Consider the following 23,296-nt stretch of genomic DNA (forward strand, 5'->3'; position numbering starts at 1 on the left):
TCGATGAGTGAAGTGCTGCGCAAATATGATTGGACGGTCAGCTCGCGCAACAGCGCCGCGCTGAGAGCAGCGCTGCGGGACGCGCTGGACCGCATGCAGGGCTACGGCGCATCGACCACAGCAAGCAAATAGAGCTGCATTTCCACAAACAGGGGGGGGAGGGTCAAAAGTCCGGAAGGCTTTTGACCCTAGACCCGTGCTTCCCTTACGCGGAGATTTTTTTCTGCGAGCGAAGAAAAATTCAGCCGAGAGTGTGGGGTGTGGGCTGTTTGGTGAGGCGGTTTGTGATCCGTAGCATGGGGGCGGGCGTTGGTGTTCTAGATCGGGTGTGGTGAAGTGTAACAAATACAGTATGTTATGAGGGTTTTGGCTGGGCGGTGATTGGAATGTCGCCGCCATTTTGGAACCGCGCACAGGCAAACCGATCGCGGCACCAAGTTTGAAACGCCCTTTTAGATCCGGCGGGCAAGTGTGCGTTCTGATGGGGGAGATATGCTGGTTGCGCGATAGTTGGCGGATGTGCCGTATGGTTTTCTCTATCGATCCAATGCTAGCACATGGCATCGTCTGTTGCCTTGGAGGCGGCCATATTATTTTCTGCGCGTTTACTCAAGTCTCTTTTCCGCCTCAATAATCGTAGAAGTACACTCCGACGCTCGGTGCGTCGGAGTGTTTTAGTATATTTTACGTTGAATCTTACATCAGGCAGGAAATACTTATTCTGCTGATATATGTGGATTTTAGGCGGCTTTTTGCGCCTGTGCTTGCACCCAGCAATCAATCAACTGGACAAAGCGAGCCTGCATCATGTCCTCTGCAACGGCGTCACTAATGTCGCCAGCAAGCCAAGCACGGGCAGCTTCGCCAAAAATAGTACGACCGACGGCAAAGCCACGCACGAAAGAGCTATGCTTTGAGCGCGCAATGCTGTCCATCAATACGTCAAACGGCGCATCCAGTCCAAGCATAAGCACCCCACGGCACCACTGGTCGTTGCTCTCAATTGTCTTGTCGATTGCAGACCAGCCAGCCTCGGTTTGATCCGCAAGTTTCCACCAATCAGGGCGAATGCCTTCATCGTAGATTTGTTGCATTGCCTGAGCTGTCGCTGTTTCTCCTGCTTTACCATCCGCAGTGCCTATTACCTCAATAAGATATTCATGCCGAGACATCCGCGCGGCAGAAGCGAGGCGATGTAATTGGTCCATCTGCTGGCGACGTAAAGGTTCAGGATCATCAGGGTTGTAGAAGACCAGACATTTTATGACATGATCGTCTGGCCAAGACGCGACCTCTGCGCCGAGTGAAGCAGCACCTTCGAACTGAAGTGGAAGTGAGCCAGGCAATTCAACAGGGCGACCAATCCAAAGGCCTTCTTTTTCCGCGCGAAACAGCGCCTGACGGCCATGATTGCTATCGAGCAACGTGCCCAGCATGATCCCCGAGCGGCGTGCGCCAAGCATCGCGTTGACTGCCAAGTCTTTGAACTCGGCAATGCGTGCGGGGTCTGTGCCCGCTTCTTTTGCCATGTCCTCAAGCTGCATACGATGATCAATCGCAAAAGCACAGATGTTGTCCCAATGACCGCGACGGTTGGTTGCCCAATGGATATGCTCTAGGTCTGCATCCTCTCGCAAGCGCGGATTAACAACGCCGCGCTTTAAGAAGAATTCCAACTCTTCCCAACTTGGGTAGGCAGGGGCACAGCCGTGGCGTGACACAGCAAAAGCCCCGCAAGCATTGGCGATACGACAGCATTCTTCAAGAGGCAAATCCCGAACGTACCCGCGCAGGAATCCAGCCATAAAACCGTCACCAGCGCCAAGCACGTTGAATACCTCAACAGGGAATCCTTGGGATGAAATTCCGTTCTCTAGGTCTTGTGGAATGGCACCATCAAATACCAGACAGCCCTTAGGGCCGGTTTTAAGAACAATCAAAGCGTCAGAAACTTTACGGATGTTGACCAACGCGGTGCGTGTGTCGGTTGCGCCGCCCGCGATGTGCACCTCTTCATCGGTGCCAACAATCACATCGCAATCCGGTAAAATGGTCTGCACGCGCTCGGTCACTGCCGCGTTTTCGATGAAACGCACATCGCCTTCACCAGCGCCCAGAAGTCCCCAAAGATTGGGACGGTAATCGATATCGAAGACAATTTTGCGGCCGGCGTCTTTTGCAATCTTCATCGCCTTGAAGCTTGCGGCCTCTAGGTGTGGCTTAGAAAAATGGGTGCCTGTGACCACGATGGCTTTTGCCGAACGGATGAAATCTGGATCTATATCATCTTCGGACAGGGCCGCATCGGCACAATCTGTGCGCACAAAGAGCAGGGGGAAATTGCGGTCATCTTCAATGCCAAGAAACGCCATTGCCGTCAGGCGCTCAGGATCGGTCTTTAAACCGCTGGTTTCGACACCTTCCGCCTCAAGTGTTTCACGCACAAATCGTCCGATCTGATCGTTGCCAACGCGGCTCAAAAGCGCTGTCTTTAACCCAAGTCGTGCACCGCCAACAGCGATATTGGTCGGGCAGCCACCGACATATTTTGAAAAGCTGCGGGCGTCTTCCATGCGGCACCCGATTTGATCGGCATAGAGATCAGCACATGTTCGACCGATGGTGATAATGTCATATTTTGCAGTAGGCTGGCTGGCCATGGTTTTTCCTTAGGTTTTTGTGGAGTTTTGTTCCGCACTGAGCGTCCCGGCACGAATGGCCAAGATGAGCGCGAGAGAAATTGTTGCGTTGAGGGATCGAAAGCCATCAACGCTGGCTTCTGTGATTTGAAACCAAATATCGGCATTGGTGAATGGGGTATGGGCCAAATCAGTGATTGCGATAGTGCGTGCGCCAGTTGCGCAGGCGCGCTCAAAAGCGCGTACTGTTTCTTCTGCACAGGGATGGAACGAAATCGCGATAACAACATCATCTGGACCAACCATAGCCATTTGTTGCTCGAGCGTGCCGCCAATTCCATCAAGTAGATTTGCAGGCACTTCTAGGCGGGCTAGGTTGTAAGCAAGATAGGTGGCAGCTGTGAATGTGCGTTTTTGAGCAAGAACATGCACTATTCGAGCATCCGCCAAGAGGCGTGCTGCAGCTTCGATTTTTTCGACAGGTGTGGTGCGTTGAAGTTCGTGCAGCGACGCAATACCTGCCTCGACAAAGCGGTCAGTCATTTCGGCCGTGTCGCGAGCAGCGCCGCTGTGTTCGAGGTTTTTAATTCTGTCCTGATAGGGGGTTGAACTTGCCTGAAGTTCGGCACGAAAGACAGATTGCATCTCGGAAAACCCAGAGTAACCAAAGTGTTGTGCAAAGCGTATGATTGCTGAAGGGGCAACGCCGATTTCGTCGCCCAACATTGCGCCTGTATGCAACGCAAGTGCGGACGGCTCGCGGAGCGCGTAATCAGCAATGAGTTTTAGTCGATTGCTTAATCCGTCATAGGAGGACGCAATCTGCTCTCGCAATGTATCAAAATCACGAGCTGGTTTATCAAGTTTAGTCTTTGTTTCATTTTGCACTGACTGTCATCGCCTCCGTCCAAGTATATTTTTAGAATTAAAATTCCATATTGACGTTCCGATGGACTTTATGTTCTAAAACGCCTCACATCAAGGTTAAACTTTGAGAGTTAGGGAGGGAAAAACATGAAAGCGTGTGTGATTCACGAGGCCGAGAGGGTTGTGATCGAGGTTGCACCAAGCCCGGTGCCGAAGGCAGGCCAATTGCTACTTTCCTTTGCTTTCGGAGGTATTTGCGGTTCCGATATCCATTATTACCAGCATGGGCGCGTAGGCGATTCTATCCTGCTTGAGCCGATGGTCATGGGGCATGAGTTTTCGGCCGTCGTTATCGAATCTGGTGCAGGTGTCGACGGTTTTTCCGCTGGCGATAAAGTGGCTGTGACGCCAGCTTTGCCATGTTTGAAATGTGATTATTGCAAGCGCGATCTGTCAAACCTTTGTACCGACATGTTATTTATGGGCAGTGCCGCACGGGTCCCTCATTGCAATGGTGGCTTTGCCAGCGAGTTGGTGGTCGATGCACGTCAATGTATCAAGCTTCCAGAAGATGCCGATCTGCGACATGTGGCCATGGCGGAGCCCTATGCGGTTGCGCTGCATGCCGTGGCGATGGCAGGCGATGTGAGCGGCGCGACAGTGCTGGTCACTGGCGCCGGAGTCATCGGTCAAATGTGTGCGAGCGCTGCACGTGCAGCAGGTGCCACCCGCATCTTGATGAGTGATATCGCACCTGCTGCATTGGAGCGCGCAAAGGCACTTGGTGTAGATGAGGTGTTTGATGCCCGCGACTCAAAGGCCATGAATGCGCTGACAGAACAACCATTTTGTGACGTTGTTTTTGAGGCCTCTGGCGCAGCGCCTGCGCTTAACACCGCAATTGCCGCGACGAAGCCGCGTGGAACAGTGGTTCAAGTTGGATTTTTACCACCAAAAGCGCCTGTGGATTTGGCCAAATTGCTGACACGGGAAATATCTTTGGTTGGGACCTATCGTTTTATCGACGAGTTTGCCGAAGCTGTGCGTCAGATCGTATCTGGTGAAGTGGATCTGCGCCCTATGATTTCGGCTGACATGTCGCTTGATGCGCCAGACGCGGTTTTTGCCCGTGCATTGGATAAAACCGACACGTTGAAAGTTATGGTGCATTTCTAATGGAGCATAACCTTTCTTATGATCGTTCACATTTGCGCCCTCGAGCGGTGCATCTTGGGGTCGGGGCGTTTCACCGTGCGCACCAACAGGGGTATTACGATGATCTCGCACGTTTGAATCAAAGCCAGAACAACGATTGGGGCGTGGTGGGAATCAATCTAACGCCCCCTGATCTCAGTGCGACGCATACTGCGCAAAACGGTTTCTATTCTGTGTTGACCGAAGACGGTGATGGCGCTGACTGCCGTCGCATTGGCACGCTTTTGAAGTTACACGATGCGACATCCGCCGCCTCTGTATCATGGGATGACATTGAATTCGTCACGCTTACCATCACGGAAAAAGGGTACTGCCATCATTCGGGCAGTATGGATCTGGATGTTGACAAGGTGGCGCAGGATCTCGCCTCACCACAAACTCCGCAGACCGCTATAGGGTATCTTGCATGGATGTTAGAGCGCCGGCGTCAGGCCGCGGGTGGTCCAATCACGTTGGCAAGCTGCGATAATGTTGCAGACAACGGGCTGTTGCTTGCATCTGTTTTGCGCGACTACGTTGCACGTGCCTTTCCGGCTTTGTCTGGCTGGCTTGATGCAAATGTCACTTTTCCAACGTCGATGGTCGATCGGATCGTACCCGCGATGTCTTCTGCAAGCCAAGCTCGACTTGAAGCAGCCTGTGGATATCATGATGGGTTGGGTGTGGTGGCTGAACCGTTCCGCCAATGGGTGATCGAAGATCGGTTTGCCTCTGCGCGGCCCGCGTTTGAAAAAGTGGGCGTTCAGATTGTGGATACACTTGCGCCATATGAACATATGAAGCACCGCCTTTTGAATGGTCTGCAATCCTCTTATGCTGAGCTTGGGCGCTTGTGTGGACATGAGGGATCTCATGGGGCAGCAACCGATCCCGATCTAGAAAGCTGGGCTGGGGTGTTTTTGGCTTCACAGGCTGCAACACTGGACTGCCCTCAGGGCGAGAACCTTTCAGATTACGGGCAAACCAGTCTCAAACGTCTGCAAAACCCAACCATTCACCACCCGCTCAACCAAATCGCCAGTGATGCCAGTTTTAAACTGCCCCAGCGTATCGGCGCTCCGGCGGCCGAACGTATCGCACAGGGGATGTCAGCCGAACCGCAGGCGATGGTGTTGGCTGGATGGGCGTTTCAGGCAGGAGAAACGCACCCCGATTCAGGTGGCGTGATCACCATGGATCCGTTGGGGGCTACAATTGCGGCTCTACGCAATCGTCACGCGGGCTCAGCCACAGATTTAGCTCAGGCCATTCTCGCTTTATCGATTTGGCCAGAGAGGTTGCGAGAGGATGCTGATTTTGCAACTTGCGTAGCGGACTGGATTAAGGCTTTCGCAGGCGAGCCTGCTGAGGCCTGTCGTGCAAAAATCGGCGCGTTTTCAAGGGAGATGATCAATGCGTAAGTATTTCGGAGGCCGGTCGCCGGAAGAATGGCTCGGCGCGTTTTTTATGACCACAGTGGTTGCCCTTTTGGGCTTTCAGGTGGTCGCACGTTTTGGCATGGGGCGTTCGTTCAGTTGGCTTGAAGAAGTTAGCCGATTTGCCTTTGTTTGGGCGGTCTATTTCGGCTTTGTTATTGCCGCTGCGGGCGATAGACACATCCGCGTTTCATTGCATCTTGAATTGCTGCCACCAAAGGCACGTTTGATGATGTTGACGCTAGCAGATGTACTTTGGCTTGCTTTTAACGCTGTCGTGATTTGGCATGGATACCACTTTACAATGTCTATGTTCGAATTTCCCTACATTTCACAAACCACGGGCATCAACCTTGTTTGGGTTCAGATGATCGTTCCTCTGGGTTTTGCCTTTATGTCAATTCGCATCATTCAAGTCATGATCCGTCGTTGGCAGACTGGCGAAGGCCCTGCTGATGCTCGGATGGGAGAATAACATCATGGATCCAACCCTTTTGATGGCACTGTCCTTTATCGTGCTTTTGTTGGTGGGGGTGCCTGTAGGTATCTCAATTGGTCTCGCCGCAGTACTGGTGATGACCTCTACCAATATGCCCATGTCTTACCTTGTCCAAACGGCCTATTCTGCAGTCGATGAATTCACCATCATTGCTGTACCGATGTTCATCTTGGCTGGAACGCTGATGGAGAAAGGCGGCTTAACTCAAAGGCTCATTGGCTTTAGTCGGGCCTTAGTCGGGCCTGCGCCCGGTGGACTTGCGACAGTCACAATTGTGGCTTGTACATTTTTCGCGGCCATTTCTGGATCAGGCCCTGCAACCACGGCTGCGATCGGGTCCATCATGATCCCGGCGATGATCAAAGATGGATATGGCAAAGGCTTTGGCGCGGCTATTACTTCATCTGCCGGCGGCATCGGTGTGGTGATCCCGCCTTCGATCCCAATGATTATCTATGGTATTACATCGGAAACTTCGATCAGCGCATTATTCGTGGCGGGCGTGATCCCGGGCCTTTTGTTGGCCATCGCCCTTTGGCTCACCAGCCGCTTTATTTCGGTCAAACGTGGATATAGTTCTGGTGATGTTAAAGAACGCAACCTTGCCAACATCGGACAGGCAGCGTGGGAGGCCAAGTGGGCACTCTTGGCGCCGATCATTATCCTTGGTGGTATCTATACGGGTATTTTTACCGTCACCGAAGCCTCTGTTGTGGCCGTGCTCTACGCGCTTCTTGTGGGTATTTTTATCTACCGTGAAATCCGTGTTCCCTTGTTCATTGATGCTGTGGTCTATTCTGTTCGCATCACAGGTACAGTGATGCTGGTTCTCGTGACCGGCCGGATCATCGGGCGCATGTTGTCCATGTTCCAAGTTCCGCAGCTGGTTTCTGGCTACCTTATTGACGCAGTCACTGACCCAACGATGCTGATCTTGTTGGTGCTGTTGATGTTGGTTTTTATCGGTATGTGGATGGAAACACTGACGCAAATTATCATTCTTACACCACTGCTTTTGCCTGTGGTTGCGAATGTCGGGATCGACCCAATCCAATTCGGCATCATCTTTGTGATCGCTTGTGAAATTGGCTATTCGACACCGCCGCTTGGGGTGAACTTATTTGTCGCCGCGGAGATAGGCGACACCACTGTCGAAAAGGTCTCAAAGGCCTCGATCCCATTCCTATGCGCTGAAATCGCGGTGATGGTACTTGTTGCCTTTGTCCCGCAACTCACGCTGTGGCTGCCCCAATTTATGGGCTTCATACATTGATTTTTTAACTGGAGGAGAAAACTATGAAACTTATCGTAAAAACACTGACGACGGCGGCACTTGCCCTGTCCATGGCGTTGCCCGCGGTGGCAGCTGACTACACCATGCGCCTGAGCCATGGCGACAATGAAAACAACCCGACCCATAAGGGTGCGTTGAAATTTGAAGAGCTGGTCGAAAAATATTCGGATGGCCGTATCGACGTACAAATCTTTCCGTCGAACCAGCTTGGCTCAGAGCAAGAAGTGGCACAGGCCTTGCGTATGGGGTCCATTGAATCTGAGATCCTTTATACGGGGAACCTTGTTCCGCTCGCACCCTCTGCTGGGGTGATGATGTTGCCTTATGCGTTTACATCCAACGAGGAAGCGCATGCGGCTATGGATGCACTCAAAGGTCCACTCAATGAACGACTGCCGAAAGAGGCGGGCGTGCGTGTGTTGGGATACTTCGAGAAAGGCTTTCGTGTTCTGACCAACGGCGAGCGTGAAGTGAAGTCTTTGGATGACCTGCAAGGGTTGAAAATCCGTGTGTCGAAAAACAACATTGCCATCGAGACATTTAAATCTTGGGGTCTTGATCCAATCCCAATGGCATGGGCCGAAGTTTTCCCAGCATTGCAACAGGGTGTTATCGACGGCCAAGAGAACCCATATACAACTGCAATTTCATCAAAGTTTTATGAGGTTCAAAAGTACATCACAGAGGTTCATTATCTGATCTGGTCTGGTCCGATCATTGTGTCTGAGCGTTACTATCAGGGGCTTCCCGCAGACCTTCAAGAGGCTTTGAACAAAGCTGGCGAAGAAGCTGCTATGTATGAACGTGAAGTGTCTGCCGAAGAAACTGCAGCAGCCAAAGAAAAATTGGTTGAGTTGGGGATGACACTCTCTGGCGCGCCTGTGGATGAAGAAAAGTGGCAAGAAGCTGCGAAAGCTTTGTGGCCTGAATTCGCAGCCGATATCGGTGGCGAAGCTTGGGTTGCTGAAGCGACGCAGATCATGACGGATGCAATCGCCGCGCAATAACTCGATTGCCGCATATTTTGAAATTTAAGAGGGACCTGCATGAGAGTGTGGGTCCTTTTTTTGTCCACCTGAAGTGGTGAGAGGTTTGCTCCTTAGCTTATTACAACGCAGAACGGTCACAATTCTCGTATGGAATGTGGCCCCAAAATGAAGTCCATTACGTGCAACTGTTGCCAATTATATCAGCAGCTTAAATTAAAATGTGCGCCACCCTAAGGTGGCCGCAAGCCAGCGAAATTAATGGTTCTTTCGTTTCGTCATTTTGGATCTTCTCTTCAGATGAATAATGCTTACGCGTGGCCCGTTTGATATTTTTGACGATCTTCTCGCCGTGGCTTTTGCGTGTTCCAGTTGTCTGTCTCATCTTCCACTCCTCAGTGGTTACGATGAGCCTAGAACTCTCTCTTATCAAATAACGCTAATTGGACCCATAAGTGCTGACGTCAGACACATCACATCTTTATGGCCCGTCAGGCAAACGCAACGTGAGGCAAGAGTATCTGTTTCCCTTTAGCGAATTTCCGGTTTCCGCCCTCACCCCCTATCAAAGAACCCCAAATGCTCTTGCTGCTGACCGTATTTAATGAGGGTCTCGCCATAGCGCAGATTGATGCGGTCGATGGTGGCGGAGAGCGTTTCGCGTTTGCTGTTTTGCCCTGGGGCAAGCGGCAGGAAAAGTTCACCGTTGCGTTCCGTTAACAGCACCAAGTTCGTGAGGTTGATGCCGATCGATGTGGCTTGAGTGCGACTGCTGGCAAACTGTTCCGTGAGGGCGTCGAAGATGTCGAGAAAATCACGCGTGTCTTGGCTTGGATTGAGTGTTTGTTGCCAATGATGCCCGTGTCGTTTCCATAGTCCGATATGAATGGAAATCCGTCCTGCACAATAACCGTCACGCCGCATGCGTGCCGCTGCCCGTTCGACCAGCCAGCGGCCAACACGTGTGGCCATTGGGGCAGGGCGATACTTTGGGGCCAGCACTTTGGATTGCCCGTAGGTGTTGCGCTGGGTTTCGATCAACGGGATGTCTTCGCCTTGCAACCCGCGCACGAAACGCTCGCCCTCAACGGAGCGCCAAATCATCCGCGCGTGCCGTGGATCGAGCGCATACAGCTCATGAATGCCCCAGACGTGTGCCTTGCCCAAACGGGCGCTCATGCCGCGTGAGATCCCCGGCAAATCGTCCAATTTGAGGTGTGCAATAGCGTCTGGCATATTCTCAGGTGCGAGCCATTGCAGGCCATCGGGCTTTTCCAATTTGCCAGCGATCTTTGCCAGCAATTGGTTTGGTCCAATTCCAATTGAACAGCGCAGCTGACTGCCAACGTCATCGCGGATGATCTTTTTAATATCGCGGGCCAAATCCAGCGCAGCAGGGAGCGCACTGGTTCTGCCGCCGAGGGCTATTTGAAATTCATCAATCGAACGCACACGCTCCACTTCGGCGATGGTATCTATGGCTTTTGAAATCGCCTGATTGGCTCGCGCATAGAGCTTGTGACGGGCTTGCAGAAACACGATGTCAGGGCAGATTTGACGCGCCTCGGCAACGCGCACAATTGTTTTGACGCCTTGTGCCTTGGCCTCATAGCTGGCGGCAACTATGAAGGGTTCTCGTATCTGGGTCGCACTCAATCTTCTGTTTGGCAGTTTCTTGTTTTGTTTCCTTTATGTTTTGCTAAATTTTATGGATATATTGTTGAAACTAAAAAATATTCGCTTGATTTAGGTTCTGGCGCCTATGGCGTGGGGGTTCGAGTCCCTTCACCCGCACCACCAATTTCCTACCAGTGTCTGACGTTAGCGCCTATGGGTCCAAATAGTCGAGGGATTCTGTCCATTTACCCGGCCGTTCTCCGTCCTTTGTGACGGTTGCCGCCCAGTTTGGCATGATTGGTGGCGAAGATTCATTTTGGTGTCAATCGCAGAGTAAATAAGGGACCAAGTCGCAGCGGAAGGTGTCAGCAATGGTGCAGAGCTTGGCGATGTGCTAGAATATCGTATTTACCTAAACAACCCCAGCGACCTACCAGCAACAGGAATAGTAATTCACGACCGTACCCCACCCTATACCGAGCTGGCTTCGGCAATCCCTAGCCCCGTGAATTTAGGAGGGGGATTAGTTTGCCGTATCGTTACTCCAAGCTCAAATGTAGCGGGATATTCTGGTTCGTTGCGGTGGGGGGGTACGGGCAACCTTCTTTCTGGTGGAGCAGGGGCAGTGACGTTCAAAGTCCTGATTGCACCATAAGGGGCACCTCATCTCGGTGATCACGGATAATGTTCTGACAGCTAAAGCGATACGTTGGCCTGATGTGCGGTTCGTTTTTCTTTGCCGTTCATGTGACCGACGTCACTTGTTAAAAACTGATCCATTGCTGAGGTATGTGCTTCTTTCACTCGTTCAGCGAGAAGCGTAAAAAAGTGTGCGAATGGCTTTAGGCTCATGAGATGCTTTGGCATAACAAGCGCAATATCGCGCGCGTGTTCCCCTGTTTCAATGAACCGAATTTGCTCGCGCAACGAAGTCGGAAGATGGGGCAATAGAGAGCTGGGCAAATGCGCTGTCGCTAAGCCTTGAGCGACAATTTCCATTCCGGCACGATGAACAGGGCACGAGAAAAACGGTTCTGCGAAAGGGAGCTTTGAGGCGTACCATCCTTCACTCTTTTTCAACCACGACACCGAATCCGTCATCGCGACGAAACATGACAACGAGGCTGGCGCGCCGGTCGGCATTCGCCGTGTCGCCAAAACGTGTTCGATACATTCAATCGGAATATCACGCGGGACGGCCCACAAGATTTGATCACTAAAAAGGATCTCACACTGAAGAGTTGAATTGTGAGCTTCGGTGCTCACGGCATTCACAATCGCACAATTCACGCGGTGCATGGAGATCATGTTAACCACTTGCTCGGAATTCTCCCCTGATTTGAATCCGAAGTGTTTAAACTCCCCTACATCAAGTGCCGCTTGTGCTGCTAAAGCGATAAAGCGACGGCGCAGGCTGGGGATGGACCCGAGCTGCAAAACCAATTGTTCACCGCCAAATTCTGAGTGATGGCGCTCCCAAGCGCATGACAGGGTATGACTTACCTCGCTTGCAACGCGGAACCAATGTTCCCCACTTGGGGTTAATTCATCCGATCGCGACGGGCCACGTTTGATCAACTGTGATCCGAGGCAATCTTCGAGCTTTGAGAGCTGTTGAGATACTGTTGGCTGCGACACACCAAGGAGTTTCGTGGCCTTGGATATCGAGCCAGCCACGACAATGCCGTGGAAGATTTCCAATTGCTTTAAGGTTATTGCCATGCGCATCGTCCCCACAATTTTAAACTTATTAACAGAAAATGCCCCCAAATGTATCGCTCATGCCCATTTCTAACAAATGCCATCTACATCATTGGGGCATGGCGTAATCAAACACGACTGACCAAACATCTTCATTGAGGGTCTGAATTGCGCCCAATGCCCGATCGATTTCAGCAAGCTCAGCCTTGTCCAAAATTGTTTCAGCACCAAAAGCCAAACTGTTCTTGCGATCAGCGATGCGCATCTGAATTGAGCGGACCGGCCCGCCATCACTATCGAAAGCATACAGGCAGTGATTAAGCCGGTTACGCAGCCCCGAGAGCTTTTTCATTTGTTTGCAGATGGCAATAATTCGACTGACCGCTTCCTTAGATACTGGGCAATCCTGGCGCTTGGCGAGCCGCTCAACGAGATCGAGGCGTGCGCGTGTTGTGTTCAATGTTAGGTGAATAACCGTTGCCGTGGACGTGTCTGTCGGGATCAATCCTGCCATCAAGTGGATGAGCGTGCTCTCGGTGTTGGTCCAAGCGTAATTGATCTGCCCAATGCGCATCAAGAACGCATCGAAGGCTTTTGGCGGCTTTTGTGCGGTTGGATTATTCATCGTAGCTGTGGTGCAAACGCGCCGCCGCTTCTGTTCGATTGGAAACATCTAGTTTGGAAATCACACGATGCATATGCAGTTTCACAGTGTGCTCTGAAATATTCAGATCGCGTGCGATGACTTTGTTTGGGCACCCTTCAGCGGCTAAGGATAGCACCTCAAACTCTCGTGGTGTGAGCGCCGTTTGAATGGCCTCTGACTGCGCTGATGCAGATTGAGCGAGGGTATGCGTGGGTTTGGGCACGCTTTGGCTCACCTTCTCTGGCGCTTGGGTATGCTTGCGCGCCACTTTGGCTGCTATTTCTGGTGGGATATAGTGCGCCCCCGAGCCGATCACCGTCAACAGACCGAGAAAAGCACAGACGTTGAGGTTCATGGGGAGAAAGCTGATGTTGCGCGCAAAGATGTCTTGCGCGTACATCTCAAAGAATGATTGCGCATCCTGTGTGCCCTCAAACCCTATTACAAGCTTGCACCCCGCCAACATTGGATCTGCGAGCCTCGTACGTTCCAGCAAATCCTTGGCGTTGTGCATGTCGCACACCACCATGAATAATTCAGGTCCAAAAGACACACTGCGCGCCGCAGACATGACCAGATTTAGAGCTTGAAAATCAGGTAAGTGAAGTGCTTGCGCCCGATCAATCTCTGTGTCAACCGTCCGCAACGTGACGGGTGAAAATACATTTGAAGATCCAATAAACAACATCAACCGGCTTAGTGCCTCTACGGTTTCACCGTTCGAGACTTCAGAAAGTGAAAGACTTTCCATAGTTCCCCCCATTTAAAAAGCAGCATTCCACCAATACGAAAATACGTATATTTTATCTGAAATACTCAAACACGCTGCAATAATACTAAGTAGACATTAGTACTAAAAACGAACCCGCCCTCTCAAAGAAGGGGACGGAAATATCAATCAATGTCTCAAAGACTGCAGGAACTCTGCCTAAAAGTTAATCTATATTAAAACCTATCAATCACCAATGATCTGCTTTCCATCAGCCAAAAGGTGTACGTGTCGGTTGGGTTCAAAGCTCCATTGCGCTCCAAAATTGCGAGCAAAGGCCTTTATATTTAGGCTTAAATCTGAGTTTGCGCCTTGGCATATCTAATATAAACACCCCATCGCAAGATGTAGGCCTTTTTGTATTTTCTGGCATTGAACTATACCTTTCGAGCATCCCCCTTCAGATAGATATTTTTAAATTATTATTTAATATCAAGTTCATAAACGATTTATTCAAGACACCTACACCCTATGGGCGACTAGGCCATTCGCTGAACGCATCGCACAGTTCACCTATCGACACATTATCGTCGATGGCTTGTTTGGCCATCAATGATCCAAATGCGTCCCTTTAAATGCACAGGTTTTGCATTGGGGAGGCCAATAGGGATTACGGGCAAACCAGTCGGGGAATTTTCCCCAGTAAAATTGATCTGGTATATCCGTTTTGAAAATGAATGACGGGCTCCAGATCTATAACCAACATGGAGAACTACAATGTCTAGAGGTCGTAACCACGGTCATAATCAACCACAGGGTAACCCAAATCAGAGCTCAGATCAGGGGCAAACTGAAACGCAAGCCCAACTTCAAGCTGAACTTCAGGCCCAACTTCAAGGCCAAGCTCAGGGACAAGATCAAGGCCAGGATCAAGGTCAGGGTCAGGGTCAAGAACAGTCCCAAAGCTCAACCAGCATGAACGGTAATCTGAACGGCAACATGAATGGCAACGCCAATCTCAGCGGTAACTACAATGGCAATGCCAACGATAACGCCAACTCGAATGCCAACGCCAATGCAAACGCAAACGTCAATTCCAACACCAACACATCCGAAACGACGGTGACAGTTGATGTTGATCTCGACATTGATGGTTTGCTCGCAAACGACAATGATGTCATCGACCTCGATCATGCTTCGATGGGCGACTACATCAATGGCTCATTCGATCCCGGCAACGAGATGAACATGAGCGACTTGCTTGATCACGCACTCACTGGTGCAGGCAACGACTCTGGTCAAATCTTCGCACAGTCCAACAACCTCGTTGATAGCGACACGTTGAATGGCCCGAGCGTCGCAAATAATGGTGGTTTCACAGTCAACGGCACCACGTCTGGTGGCGGGAGTGAGACTGGTGACGGGATCTCATCGGCTGGCGGCGCTGCTGATGATGTGGACGCAGGCTGGAGCGGTGGTTTCTCTAGCTTCGGCGGCCATGGCCAAGGCCACGGTCAAGACGACGATAGCGCCACCAGTGGTGGTATTGGCGACTGGGGTTCAGGAAATGGTGACGACGGCTATGTTAGCGGTACTGCCTACTCTGATGCCGGAGCATCCATGGATGTCACTGCGTTTAACCAGTCTATCGTCATGGGTGCCAACGTTCTTGGCAACACAGTCGATACGACGGTTGTTGGTGGCGGCATGACTTCCACCTACTCCATCGGTGACGACGAAGCATAAGGTCAAATCGACCTTAGCTCGGCGCGCCCGCACCATCCCATAAGTGAGCGGGCGCGCCACTTTTCTGTCCCTGTGCTGCACAACCCATCTTGGGTTTAGTCCACGCCTGACAGCAAGACCTCTCATAGGAGGTCACCAAAGAGGTTCCCCAAAAACCCACATCCATAGAAAGGAGGAGACTATGCTGGATCGCAATTCTGAGGCAATTGCCCATTTCATTGGTCAGTTCGATCAAGCAATCGATGCGCTCCTCACTCGGATGGACTATGATAAATTTACCGCGCAACAAGCGGCACAGTATGAGCCTGCAGACCTGCTGGATGTTAACGTCCGCGTCTCTTCTCCTCTTTCACTCATCGATATGTACCCGCAAATAAATGTGCCGATCTGGCATAGCGTACCGTATCCATATGCCATGAGCCTCGATATTCCCCACAGTGATATCTTCCGTGGGTTTGGGTACGACAATATCAACATTTTCTATTCTAGCGCTTCGACGGTGGTGCATTCCGGGCAAGGCCAGATGCTTTTTACTTTGCCCCCTGCGAACAGCTGGGCTGCCATCGTATCCCAAACCAATACGCTCTTAGATGACGATACACTTTTGGTTCGTCCGCTTGATTTGCCCGAGGCCGTGGTACGAAACGCCTCTCCCCAAGCGCTCGATACGCTGTTGGTGCAGCTGGCTAAAGTTGCAGATGCGCTAGACAATTTCGCGTCCGGCACGCCATCAGATCAGCCCATTGAGGCACTATCCGATGTCCACATGTCACGCATAACTGACGAAGATGATGTTTTTGATGCTGTCGCCGAAGATGGCGGAATTTTGGTTCTTGATGGTGCCGAAATCGTTGATGCACCTGAAACACTTCCAAACGCTCTTGATGCACGATTGGAACGGTTGACGGATGACGAAGTTCTAGACCCAGAGACTGAGGTCAATGAAGGCCGTTCCGTCACCGGTGATACTATCATTGATCACATTGTAATCTCTAGCGATCAGCCGTTTACACCCGTACCACAGGAGATCTCCACCGGAGATAATTTGCTGGTGAACGAAGCCGTCTTGGGCGGTATCGCACCGGATGCAGGAGTTTTCATCGTTGGGGGGGATTACACCTCTACGGTCAAAATTTCGCAGATCAATGTCGAAAGCAACAGGGATCTTGTGATAAGCGACGTCGCTGAGGTAGCAGATGCTGCGCCAAGCACAGTCGAGAATTTCGCCGATATTTCATATACGTCGAACGCCCCGACCTCTGCTGTTGACGTAAACGGCATCGTCCATACCGGCGGGCCGGTGGGCTATGCGCTTGCCACGCTTGACGGTGATTTAGTGTTCACCTCACAGATCGTTCAGATCAATTTGGTCTCCGACAATGACGTCATCACATACGAACAGGTATTCCACACCGTGGATATTTCGATGGGTGAGAACACGGCCGTTAATAGTGCGGTGCTGAACGGCTTTCAGCATGGTTATGACGTCATCATGGTCGGTGGAAACATGATCCAAACCACTTCAATCAGCCAAACAAACGTTTTGCTTGATAATGATTTTGTGGTGGCTGCAAATGGCACGCTGGGGTCGATCTTAACCGGAGGCAATCTGCTTTGGAACGAAGCGGCGATTTCGATCACGGGCATTGACTCTGTTGTCGATATGACAGGCGATGCATCGCGTGCGCTGGGCAGCCTGAACGCGGGCGAATTTAACCCTTTCCGTTTAGACGGATTGGATGGCCTCAACGGGACGCAAATCGCGCGAGTTCTGGCGGTCGAGGGTGATTACGTCATGTCCACGACGCTCTCACAGATCAATATCCTTGCAGACGCCGACCTCATCCAGCTCTTTGCACATGAAGACGCAGAATTCTCACAGTTTGACCTGCGCACAGGTGACAACATTCTCGCCAATAGCGCCTCGCTCAACGTTATGGGGTTGGACAGCGACATCATGGCCAGTGGCGGCGCATATTCCGACGTCGTGATTTTTCAGGCTGGCATGTACGACACTGACGCTGGCTCGCTAGATTTTGGTGACACGGACATCAGCGGGCTGGCCTCTGAGGCTGTCGCATTTCTTGTTGACGGAATGATTGATGGCACACCCACGTTCGATGAGGCGACAGGCACCGATGCCTATGGCGTTGAAGGGTGCCAATCTGGATGTTTTGATACGCTCAACACAATGATTTCTTGAGCGAAAAAGATTTAATTAGCGATTTTTATGGGAGAATTGCCGTGACTGACAAACAAGGAACAAAACTGGCCGATGTGAGTGGAATGGGTGGGGCCAACGAAGCCACCGCAGATTTTCACCGCCGTATCACACCAGAAGATCACACCAAAACGCTTCGTTCGATTTATAGCCGCGTCACGACCAATCTCGTTTTTGTCGCTCTGATGACCGCAGCGACAAACATGCTTGTATTGGCGGTGCCTATATATCTATTCCAAATCTCTGATCGCGTTTTGACATCTCGGTCTGTGGATACGTTGGTCATGTTGTCGGCCGTCATTTTAGGGGCGGTTATTTTACAATCCTTGCTTGATGCCATCCGCCGTCTGGCGTTGATGCGCACTGCTGTTGATGTGGCGTCACGACTGGGGGCACCTGTTTTGTCGGCAGCGGCGCAAGCATCGCTGCACTCCAACGGACGCGAATATCAGGTGCTCGGCGATTTGCAAACACTGCGCCAGTTCATTGTATCTGGCACGCTGTTGTCGTTCCTCGACGTTCCCTTCGCGCCGTTTTTCATCTTTGTGATTTTCCTGATCCATCCGCACCTTGGGCTCATCGTTATCGTCACTGCAATTGCATTGGCCATTATGGCGTGGATCAATCAAAAGCTAACATCAAAGGGGTTTCAAGCCGCCAATCAAGCGCAAGTGCGTGCCAACGTCCATCTCGACAGTATGTCGCGCAACAGCCAAATCATTAACGCTATGTCAATGATCCCAGAAGCGGTGCGGATCTGGGGGGCAGACACGGCGCAGTCGTTGAAGTCCCAAGTGCAGGCGCAAGACCGCAATATTCTAACGGCGTCCATTTCGCGAATGCTGCGCATGATTGCGCAGATCGGGATGCTCGGTTGGGGCGCGTTCCTTGCCCTCGATGGGCAAATCACTGGGGGCATGGTGATCGCTGCCTCCATTGTGGCTGGCCGTGCATTGGCCCCAATCGAAGGGGCTATCGAAGGATGGAATGGGTTCTTGCTGGCGCAGGGCGCGTATCAGCGCGTCGCGTCATTGCTCAACCGTACATCAAAACTCAATGACAAGCTGAGATTGCCCAAACCAGAAGGGCGTCTGGATATCGAACGGCTCTTGTTTGTTCCTCCTGGCACCAAAAGTGTGGTTCTTAATGCTCTCACATTCAGCTTGGACGCAGGAGAAACGCTTGCCGTTATTGGAAATTCTGGTGCCGGAAAAACGACATTGGGTAAAATGTTGGTCGGATCTGTACGCCCCACCTCTGGCGCCGTGCGTCTTGATCTGATGGATTTGCGCAATTGGGAGCCACGGCAACTGGGCGAAACGCTTGGGTACTTACCTCAAGACGTCCAGCTTTTCCCCGGAACGATCAAAGCGAACATCGCGCGTATGCGTGTGAATGCCAGTGACGAGGCGATCCATCGCGCGGCGACATTGGCGGATGTGCACGATATGATTGCGAGCTTGCCACAAGGGTACGAAACTGTTGTCGCAGCTGACGGATCGCCGTTATCAGGCGGCCAAAAACAACGCATCGGGTTGGCACGTGCGTTCTTTGGCAACCCCAAACTTCTCGTTCTTGATGAGCCAAATTCCAACCTTGATGCCGCTGGCGACACAGCATTGATCAACGCGCTGGGCCATGCACATGACAACGGCATTACCACAGTGGTTATCACTCAAAAGCCGTCGATCCTTACTGCTGTCGATAAAATCATGATGCTCGCTGATGGCAATATCTCGATGTTTGGCTGGCGCAATCAAGTTCTTGGAGAACTTGAAAAACGTCGAAAAGCTGCGGCTGAAAAATTTGCGGCTGCTCAAGAACTATCTGGAGAAGGAGCTTTGGCATGACCATGTTGCCCGCCACAATCGACGCAAGTGAGCCATGGGATCATGAGGTTCCCCGCTCGATACGCGTACAAGTTATCACAGGGCTGACAATTTTAATTGTTGCCATCGGTGGATTTGGATATTGGGCCTTTACCGCTCCGCTTGCCGCGGCCGTTGTCGCGCCAGGATCATTCGTTGCAACAGGGCGCAACAAAATGGTGCAACATCTAGAAGGCGGGATCATTTCCGAGATCAATATCGCCGAGGGCGACGAAGTGATGAAGGGCAGCCCAATGCTGCGGCTGGATGAAACCACGGCCCAGTCAAATCAACGCGCTTTGTTTTTGCGCCGTTTAAGACTTGAAGCCATTGAGGCGAGACTGCTCGCCGAATACGAGGCGCAAACAAAGGTTCGCTTTCCACGCTTATTACTGGACGCGCGCATTGACCCCGAGGTCGCCACATTGATGGACAGTCAATTGTTGTCCTTTGAAGTTGCTCGATCCAGATTGGAAAATGATCTCGCTCTCATCACACAAAATATCGCCGTTTTAGACGCGCGCGCCAAAGGGTATGGCGCACAAAAACACTCCTATGAGCGTCAAATAGCGCTTCTTGATGAAGAGCGTCAAAGGAAGATTTTGCTATTGGACCGAGGTCTTATCATTGGCAGTGAATTGAATGCGGTCGAGCGCGCAGTTGCGGATGCCGAAGGGGAACTCGGCCAAATTGAAGCTGAGATCGAAGAGTCCCTTGAAATGAAAGCGCGATATGAAGCGCAAAAATCGCAAACCATCGATACTTACCGACAGGCGGCCCTCGACGAATTGCAGTCAGTTCAAATTGAACTCGACACCGTGCGCGAGCGCGAGCGGGATGCACAGTCGATCTTAAAGCGCATCGTGATCGAAGCGCCGGTATCGGGAACGGTGGTCAGTTTAAATTATTCCGGCCCCGGGTCAGTGGTGGAAGCCGGCGCGATCATAGCCGAAATACTACCCACGGATGTCCCGCTGATCATTGAAGCAATGATCGCGAGAACGGACATCGATAGCGTCAAGTCGGGCCAGTCAGCTTCGGTGAGACTCACGGCACTCAACCAGCGAACAACCCCTATACTGGAGGGGAAGGTATTCTACATTTCCGCCGATGCCATCCTTGATGAAAATGGACAAGTCGCGCGTGAAGTCTACGTGGTTCGTATTTCTCTACCCGTTTCCGAGCTTGAACGCGTGTCAGGTTTTATCCCCGTTCCTGGAATGCCTGCGCAGGTGATGATCCAAACGGCTGAACGTTCATTCGCACAATACCTGATTAAACCTGTTTTGGATTCAATGCAGCGTGCATTTAAGGAAAGCTAGGTATCAATGGAGCATAAGCTTGCACCGTTCGGTTCTCGTGAGCGACGAGTTTATACAGAATTTCAAGCGGGGGGCGTACTTATTCTTTTCGGGCCCAAAGCCACGAGGTTTATCTTAGTTTAAGAACATGAGAATAACTTTTCAATCTGCATTTTTGTCGGACTGTCGGGATTAATTTGAGCGGTTTATGTGTGTACTGCAATCGCTCTTCTAGCTGCAGGCAACGACCAGATTTGGTCGTCTTAGCACACATCACAGAACCAACTTGTCCCAGCTTGGACAGCTATTGCCCTCCACGAATGACTGAAAAGCATAAGGAAATTGGCTTGGTCAATCCGCGTCACCGAAACTCAGAACTGGGCTGGATAAGCCAGTCACCTCGAACAAATGGGGGCTTAAGCGGGGCTCTGCGGCAACACGCTTCCCGCTTGCGAAGCATGCGACACAGGGCTTCCAGCCAGAAAGTCTGACAAAGGTGATGCAATATGTTCCTGCGGTGAGATTTATCGGCCCTGTCCAAGCTGTTCTGATGGCTGGTTGGTCAAGCGCAGAGGACGGTATGGAAAGTTTATGAGCTGCGTGAAGTTCCCGCGATGCAATGGCAAAGAAAAAGTTTAAAAAAATGCAGGTACTTGACCTTTGGCTCGGAGGGATGTCCGTTTGCTTCACCATGCTTTTGGTAAGCATCACGCCAACGATAAAAACTGGACCTGCCGATCCCAAAATATCGACAGGCTTTGCGGGCATTGCCGATCTTCTCGGCGTGCTGGAGCACTTTAAGTTTGCGTTGAATGTCGCGTTCTTCGTTCGTCATGAATACTTCCTCCATCCCAAATTAGGGAATTTACAGGAAGTCTCCAGAGAGTCCGTACATATCTACAGTCCGGGGTTTAAAATAAACGCCTTCTGCAGGTTCGTAAATTTGGATGTTTTCATCGCATCCACTCCTTTTTTCTGCCGAAAGGGTAAAGCAGAAAACTCTATTTCAAACTGGTCCAATTTTCAGGGAGCAGAGCGTCACAGCAAATCCAGCACATTAAATTGACTCTTTTGATAGGACTTGAGATTAAGGTCAAAGCCAGCCTTCAACAAAGCCCGCTATTCCCGAAATGTTCAAGATCACTCCTGACGGTCGTCAGGCAGAAGGGCACGCCATGGCTAAATATCACCCATCCCATTTATGTTTTTCAAGCGCTGCGCCGCATGTTCTGACGCGGCTATTCCAACATGTTGCAGTCACCAAGAAATTCGAAGGTTGAAATGACATATCCATTACACTGTTCTTGTCGCCTGACATTGCCGCAACATGCAACCTATATGGAAAAAATACGCAGCCGATTAGAAAGCTTTCGGGCTACGGTCGAGTTACAAAACGAGACAGAGTTCCGCTTGTCTTGGACTTTCGGTTGGCTGTCTATATCGAGATGTGATGATCAAATTACGGTTGAGGGTGGGGCCACAGATGCGACGGGTTTGGCCCGCATCAAGGATCTGCTCGCGACGGCCTTTAAGCTCTACGCCAAGATTGATGAACCTCAAATTATTTGGACTGGAGATCATGCGCACGATCAAGAACTCGCACCATTTCGGTTGATGGAAGTTGAAAAGGTTAGCGATTTGAGTGCCCGAATAAAACGTGTGCGATTACATGGTTCAGACCTGAACAGATTCGAAGAGTTTGGAAATATGCATGTACGACTGTTGCTGCCTTGCTCCTCTGTGCCAGACCCTATTTGGCCCGTGGCAGGACCCGATGGGTTGACAGATTGGCCTGATCCAGCGCGAAAACCCGTGTCGCGGGTCTATACGGTCCGTGCCATTGATACTGACGCCTCTTGGGTTGATATCGATGTGGTCACGCATGGAGACTCTGGAGCAGGATCAGCCTGGGCTTTGTCTGCGAAACCTGGCGATCAGGTTGGAATGTTTGGCCCACTTGGGCGGCCAATAAACCGGAATGCTCAACACTACATTATAGGGGCGGACGAAACGGGTTTGCCCGCGCTTGCCAGACTATTGGAAATACTGCCTGAGACTGCGACGGGACTGGCTTGTATCGAGGTTGCCACGCAAGCTGATGTCCAGCCGATAGAGAATCGTACGAAGATCAATGTGGAGTGGCTGTTTCGCCGCGACGCCCCTGCGGGCACCAGCTTGGCCTTGGCGGATCGGCTGATAGCAGAGCCATGGCGAAATGATCTGGATTGTTTTGGCTGGTTCGCCGCCGAAGATGTCGCTGCCCGCCGTTTGAGAACGCATTGGCGTCAGAATCTAGGCCTCACTCGTGACCAGACACTTGCCGCAGCCTACTGGCGGCGCGGAGTAACAGGCTTGATGGCGGGATAAAGGTAAGCGTTGCTTCAGGCTCTAAAGTTCCACGGTAAGAACTGGTCGATGAGTTTTTGCTTATGGCCGTTCGTGTCGATCGACACTCGAGGCGAATTCTGTTGACCCCCCCCTTACTGCGCTGTGACGTCAAATTTGGCAGAACAAAGTTCTAAACCATTCCGATTTCACTGGCTTTATTAAGGTGAGAGGGGTTGGCAGAGAA

The 23,296-nt window shown here is 51.4% G+C and carries 20 protein-coding genes and 1 pseudogene; 12 read left to right on the top strand and 9 right to left on the bottom strand.

The window, feature by feature from the left end; genetic code table 11:
* Nucleotides 1–740: 740 nt before the first annotated feature.
* Both BM025_RS03175 and BM025_RS03180 read right to left on the bottom strand, forming a co-directional pair.
* Nucleotides 741–2,660 (bottom strand): bifunctional 5-dehydro-2-deoxygluconokinase/5-dehydro-2-deoxyphosphogluconate aldolase, encoded by a 1,920-nt coding sequence (locus BM025_RS03175; RefSeq protein ID WP_085847958.1) that lies wholly within the window; start codon nt 2,658–2,660, stop codon nt 741–743.
* Between the two features lie 9 nt (nt 2,661–2,669).
* Nucleotides 2,670–3,527 carry a MurR/RpiR family transcriptional regulator gene (locus BM025_RS03180; protein ID WP_085847957.1) on the bottom strand — a complete coding sequence of 286 codons (858 nt, stop codon included), beginning with the start codon at nt 3,525–3,527 and terminating at the stop codon, nt 2,670–2,672.
* Nucleotides 3,528–3,653: 126 nt separating this feature from the next.
* Between BM025_RS03180 and BM025_RS03185 the strand changes: the two genes are divergently transcribed.
* From BM025_RS03185 to BM025_RS03205, 5 genes are read left to right on the top strand one after another with little or no spacing between them, the layout of a single operon-like run.
* The gene (locus BM025_RS03185; RefSeq protein WP_085847956.1) at nt 3,654–4,682 is read left to right on the top strand and encodes an L-idonate 5-dehydrogenase; all 1,029 of its coding nucleotides are present in this window, start codon (nt 3,654–3,656) and stop codon (nt 4,680–4,682) included.
* Complete coding sequence (locus tag BM025_RS03190; protein WP_085847955.1) at nt 4,682–6,121, top strand: mannitol dehydrogenase family protein; 1,440 nt, start codon at nt 4,682–4,684, stop codon at nt 6,119–6,121. Before BM025_RS03185 ends, BM025_RS03190 begins: the two co-directional genes overlap by 1 nt.
* A complete protein-coding gene (locus tag BM025_RS03195; protein ID WP_244515429.1) occupies nt 6,114–6,611 on the top strand; it encodes a TRAP transporter small permease in 498 nt (165 codons plus the stop codon). Before BM025_RS03190 ends, BM025_RS03195 begins: the two co-directional genes overlap by 8 nt.
* 4 nt (nt 6,612–6,615) lie before the next feature.
* On the top strand, nt 6,616–7,908 hold the full coding sequence (locus BM025_RS03200; protein ID WP_085847954.1) for a TRAP transporter large permease: 1,293 nt from the start codon (nt 6,616–6,618) through the stop codon (nt 7,906–7,908).
* Nucleotides 7,909–7,931: 23 nt separating this feature from the next.
* Nucleotides 7,932–8,936, top strand: a complete 1,005-nt coding sequence (locus BM025_RS03205) for a TRAP transporter substrate-binding protein (protein ID WP_085847953.1) — start codon at nt 7,932–7,934, stop codon at nt 8,934–8,936.
* 190 nt (nt 8,937–9,126) lie between these two features.
* Here BM025_RS03205 and BM025_RS19080 read toward each other — a convergent pair whose 3' ends face one another.
* Nucleotides 9,127–9,300 carry a hypothetical protein gene (locus BM025_RS19080; protein WP_170842103.1) on the bottom strand — a complete coding sequence of 58 codons (174 nt, stop codon included), beginning with the start codon at nt 9,298–9,300 and terminating at the stop codon, nt 9,127–9,129.
* 170 nt (nt 9,301–9,470) lie between these two features.
* Nucleotides 9,471–10,571 carry a Y-family DNA polymerase gene (locus BM025_RS03210; RefSeq protein ID WP_085847952.1) on the bottom strand — a complete coding sequence of 367 codons (1,101 nt, stop codon included), beginning with the start codon at nt 10,569–10,571 and terminating at the stop codon, nt 9,471–9,473.
* A 298-nt stretch (nt 10,572–10,869) separates the two neighbouring features.
* On the opposite strand from BM025_RS03210, the gene BM025_RS03215 reads away from it, so the two are divergent.
* Nucleotides 10,870–11,187, top strand: a complete 318-nt coding sequence (locus BM025_RS03215; protein WP_085847951.1) for a hypothetical protein — start codon at nt 10,870–10,872, stop codon at nt 11,185–11,187.
* 41 nt (nt 11,188–11,228) lie between these two features.
* On the opposite strand, the gene BM025_RS03220 is transcribed toward BM025_RS03215, so the two are convergent.
* The 4 genes from BM025_RS03220 to BM025_RS18860 all read right to left on the bottom strand — a co-directional run bounded on the left by BM025_RS03220 (nt 11,229) and on the right by BM025_RS18860 (nt 14,558).
* Entirely contained in the window at nt 11,229–12,302 is a 1,074-nt protein-coding gene (locus BM025_RS03220; protein ID WP_085847950.1) for a LysR family transcriptional regulator, read from the bottom strand.
* 40 nt (nt 12,303–12,342) lie between these two features.
* Nucleotides 12,343–12,858 carry a hypothetical protein gene (locus BM025_RS03225; RefSeq protein ID WP_085847949.1) on the bottom strand — a complete coding sequence of 172 codons (516 nt, stop codon included), beginning with the start codon at nt 12,856–12,858 and terminating at the stop codon, nt 12,343–12,345.
* On the bottom strand, nt 12,851–13,630 hold the full coding sequence (locus tag BM025_RS03230; protein WP_170842104.1) for a response regulator transcription factor: 780 nt from the start codon (nt 13,628–13,630) through the stop codon (nt 12,851–12,853). The genes BM025_RS03225 and BM025_RS03230 overlap by 8 nt, the downstream gene beginning before the upstream one ends.
* Before the next feature lie 739 nt (nt 13,631–14,369).
* A complete protein-coding gene (locus BM025_RS18860; protein ID WP_139204527.1) occupies nt 14,370–14,558 on the bottom strand; it encodes a hypothetical protein in 189 nt (62 codons plus the stop codon).
* A gap of 5 nt (nt 14,559–14,563) precedes the next feature.
* On the opposite strand from BM025_RS18860, the gene BM025_RS03240 reads away from it, so the two are divergent.
* The 5 genes from BM025_RS03240 to BM025_RS19705 all read left to right on the top strand — a co-directional run bounded on the left by BM025_RS03240 (nt 14,564) and on the right by BM025_RS19705 (nt 21,363).
* The gene (locus BM025_RS03240) at nt 14,564–15,334 is read left to right on the top strand and encodes a hypothetical protein (RefSeq protein WP_085847946.1); all 771 of its coding nucleotides are present in this window, start codon (nt 14,564–14,566) and stop codon (nt 15,332–15,334) included.
* 181 nt (nt 15,335–15,515) lie between these two features.
* Nucleotides 15,516–17,537 (top strand): hypothetical protein, encoded by a 2,022-nt coding sequence (locus tag BM025_RS03245; protein ID WP_085847945.1) that lies wholly within the window; start codon nt 15,516–15,518, stop codon nt 17,535–17,537.
* An 83-nt stretch (nt 17,538–17,620) separates the two neighbouring features.
* Nucleotides 17,621–19,405, top strand: a complete 1,785-nt coding sequence (locus tag BM025_RS03250; RefSeq protein ID WP_085847995.1) for a type I secretion system permease/ATPase — start codon at nt 17,621–17,623, stop codon at nt 19,403–19,405.
* Nucleotides 19,402–20,745, top strand: coding sequence for an HlyD family type I secretion periplasmic adaptor subunit (locus tag BM025_RS03255; RefSeq protein WP_085847944.1), 1,344 nt, complete (start codon nt 19,402–19,404; stop codon nt 20,743–20,745). The genes BM025_RS03250 and BM025_RS03255 overlap by 4 nt, the downstream gene beginning before the upstream one ends.
* A 537-nt stretch (nt 20,746–21,282) precedes the next feature.
* Nucleotides 21,283–21,363, top strand: coding sequence for a topoisomerase DNA-binding C4 zinc finger domain-containing protein (locus tag BM025_RS19705; RefSeq protein WP_425287520.1), 81 nt, complete (start codon nt 21,283–21,285; stop codon nt 21,361–21,363).
* Nucleotides 21,364–21,406: 43 nt separating this feature from the next.
* Here BM025_RS19705 and BM025_RS03265 read toward each other — a convergent pair.
* A pseudogene (locus BM025_RS03265) lies at nt 21,407–21,574 on the bottom strand (helix-turn-helix domain-containing protein); the annotation flags it as partial.
* Nucleotides 21,575–22,062: 488 nt separating this feature from the next.
* On the opposite strand from BM025_RS03265, the gene BM025_RS03270 reads away from it, so the two are divergent.
* Nucleotides 22,063–23,091, top strand: a complete 1,029-nt coding sequence (locus BM025_RS03270) for a siderophore-interacting protein (protein ID WP_090875180.1) — start codon at nt 22,063–22,065, stop codon at nt 23,089–23,091.
* The last annotated feature ends 205 nt before the right edge of the window (nt 23,092–23,296 follow it).

This window comes from Pacificibacter marinus, from assembly GCF_900109555.1.
Taxonomy (GTDB): domain Bacteria; phylum Pseudomonadota; class Alphaproteobacteria; order Rhodobacterales; family Rhodobacteraceae; genus Celeribacter; species Celeribacter marinus_C.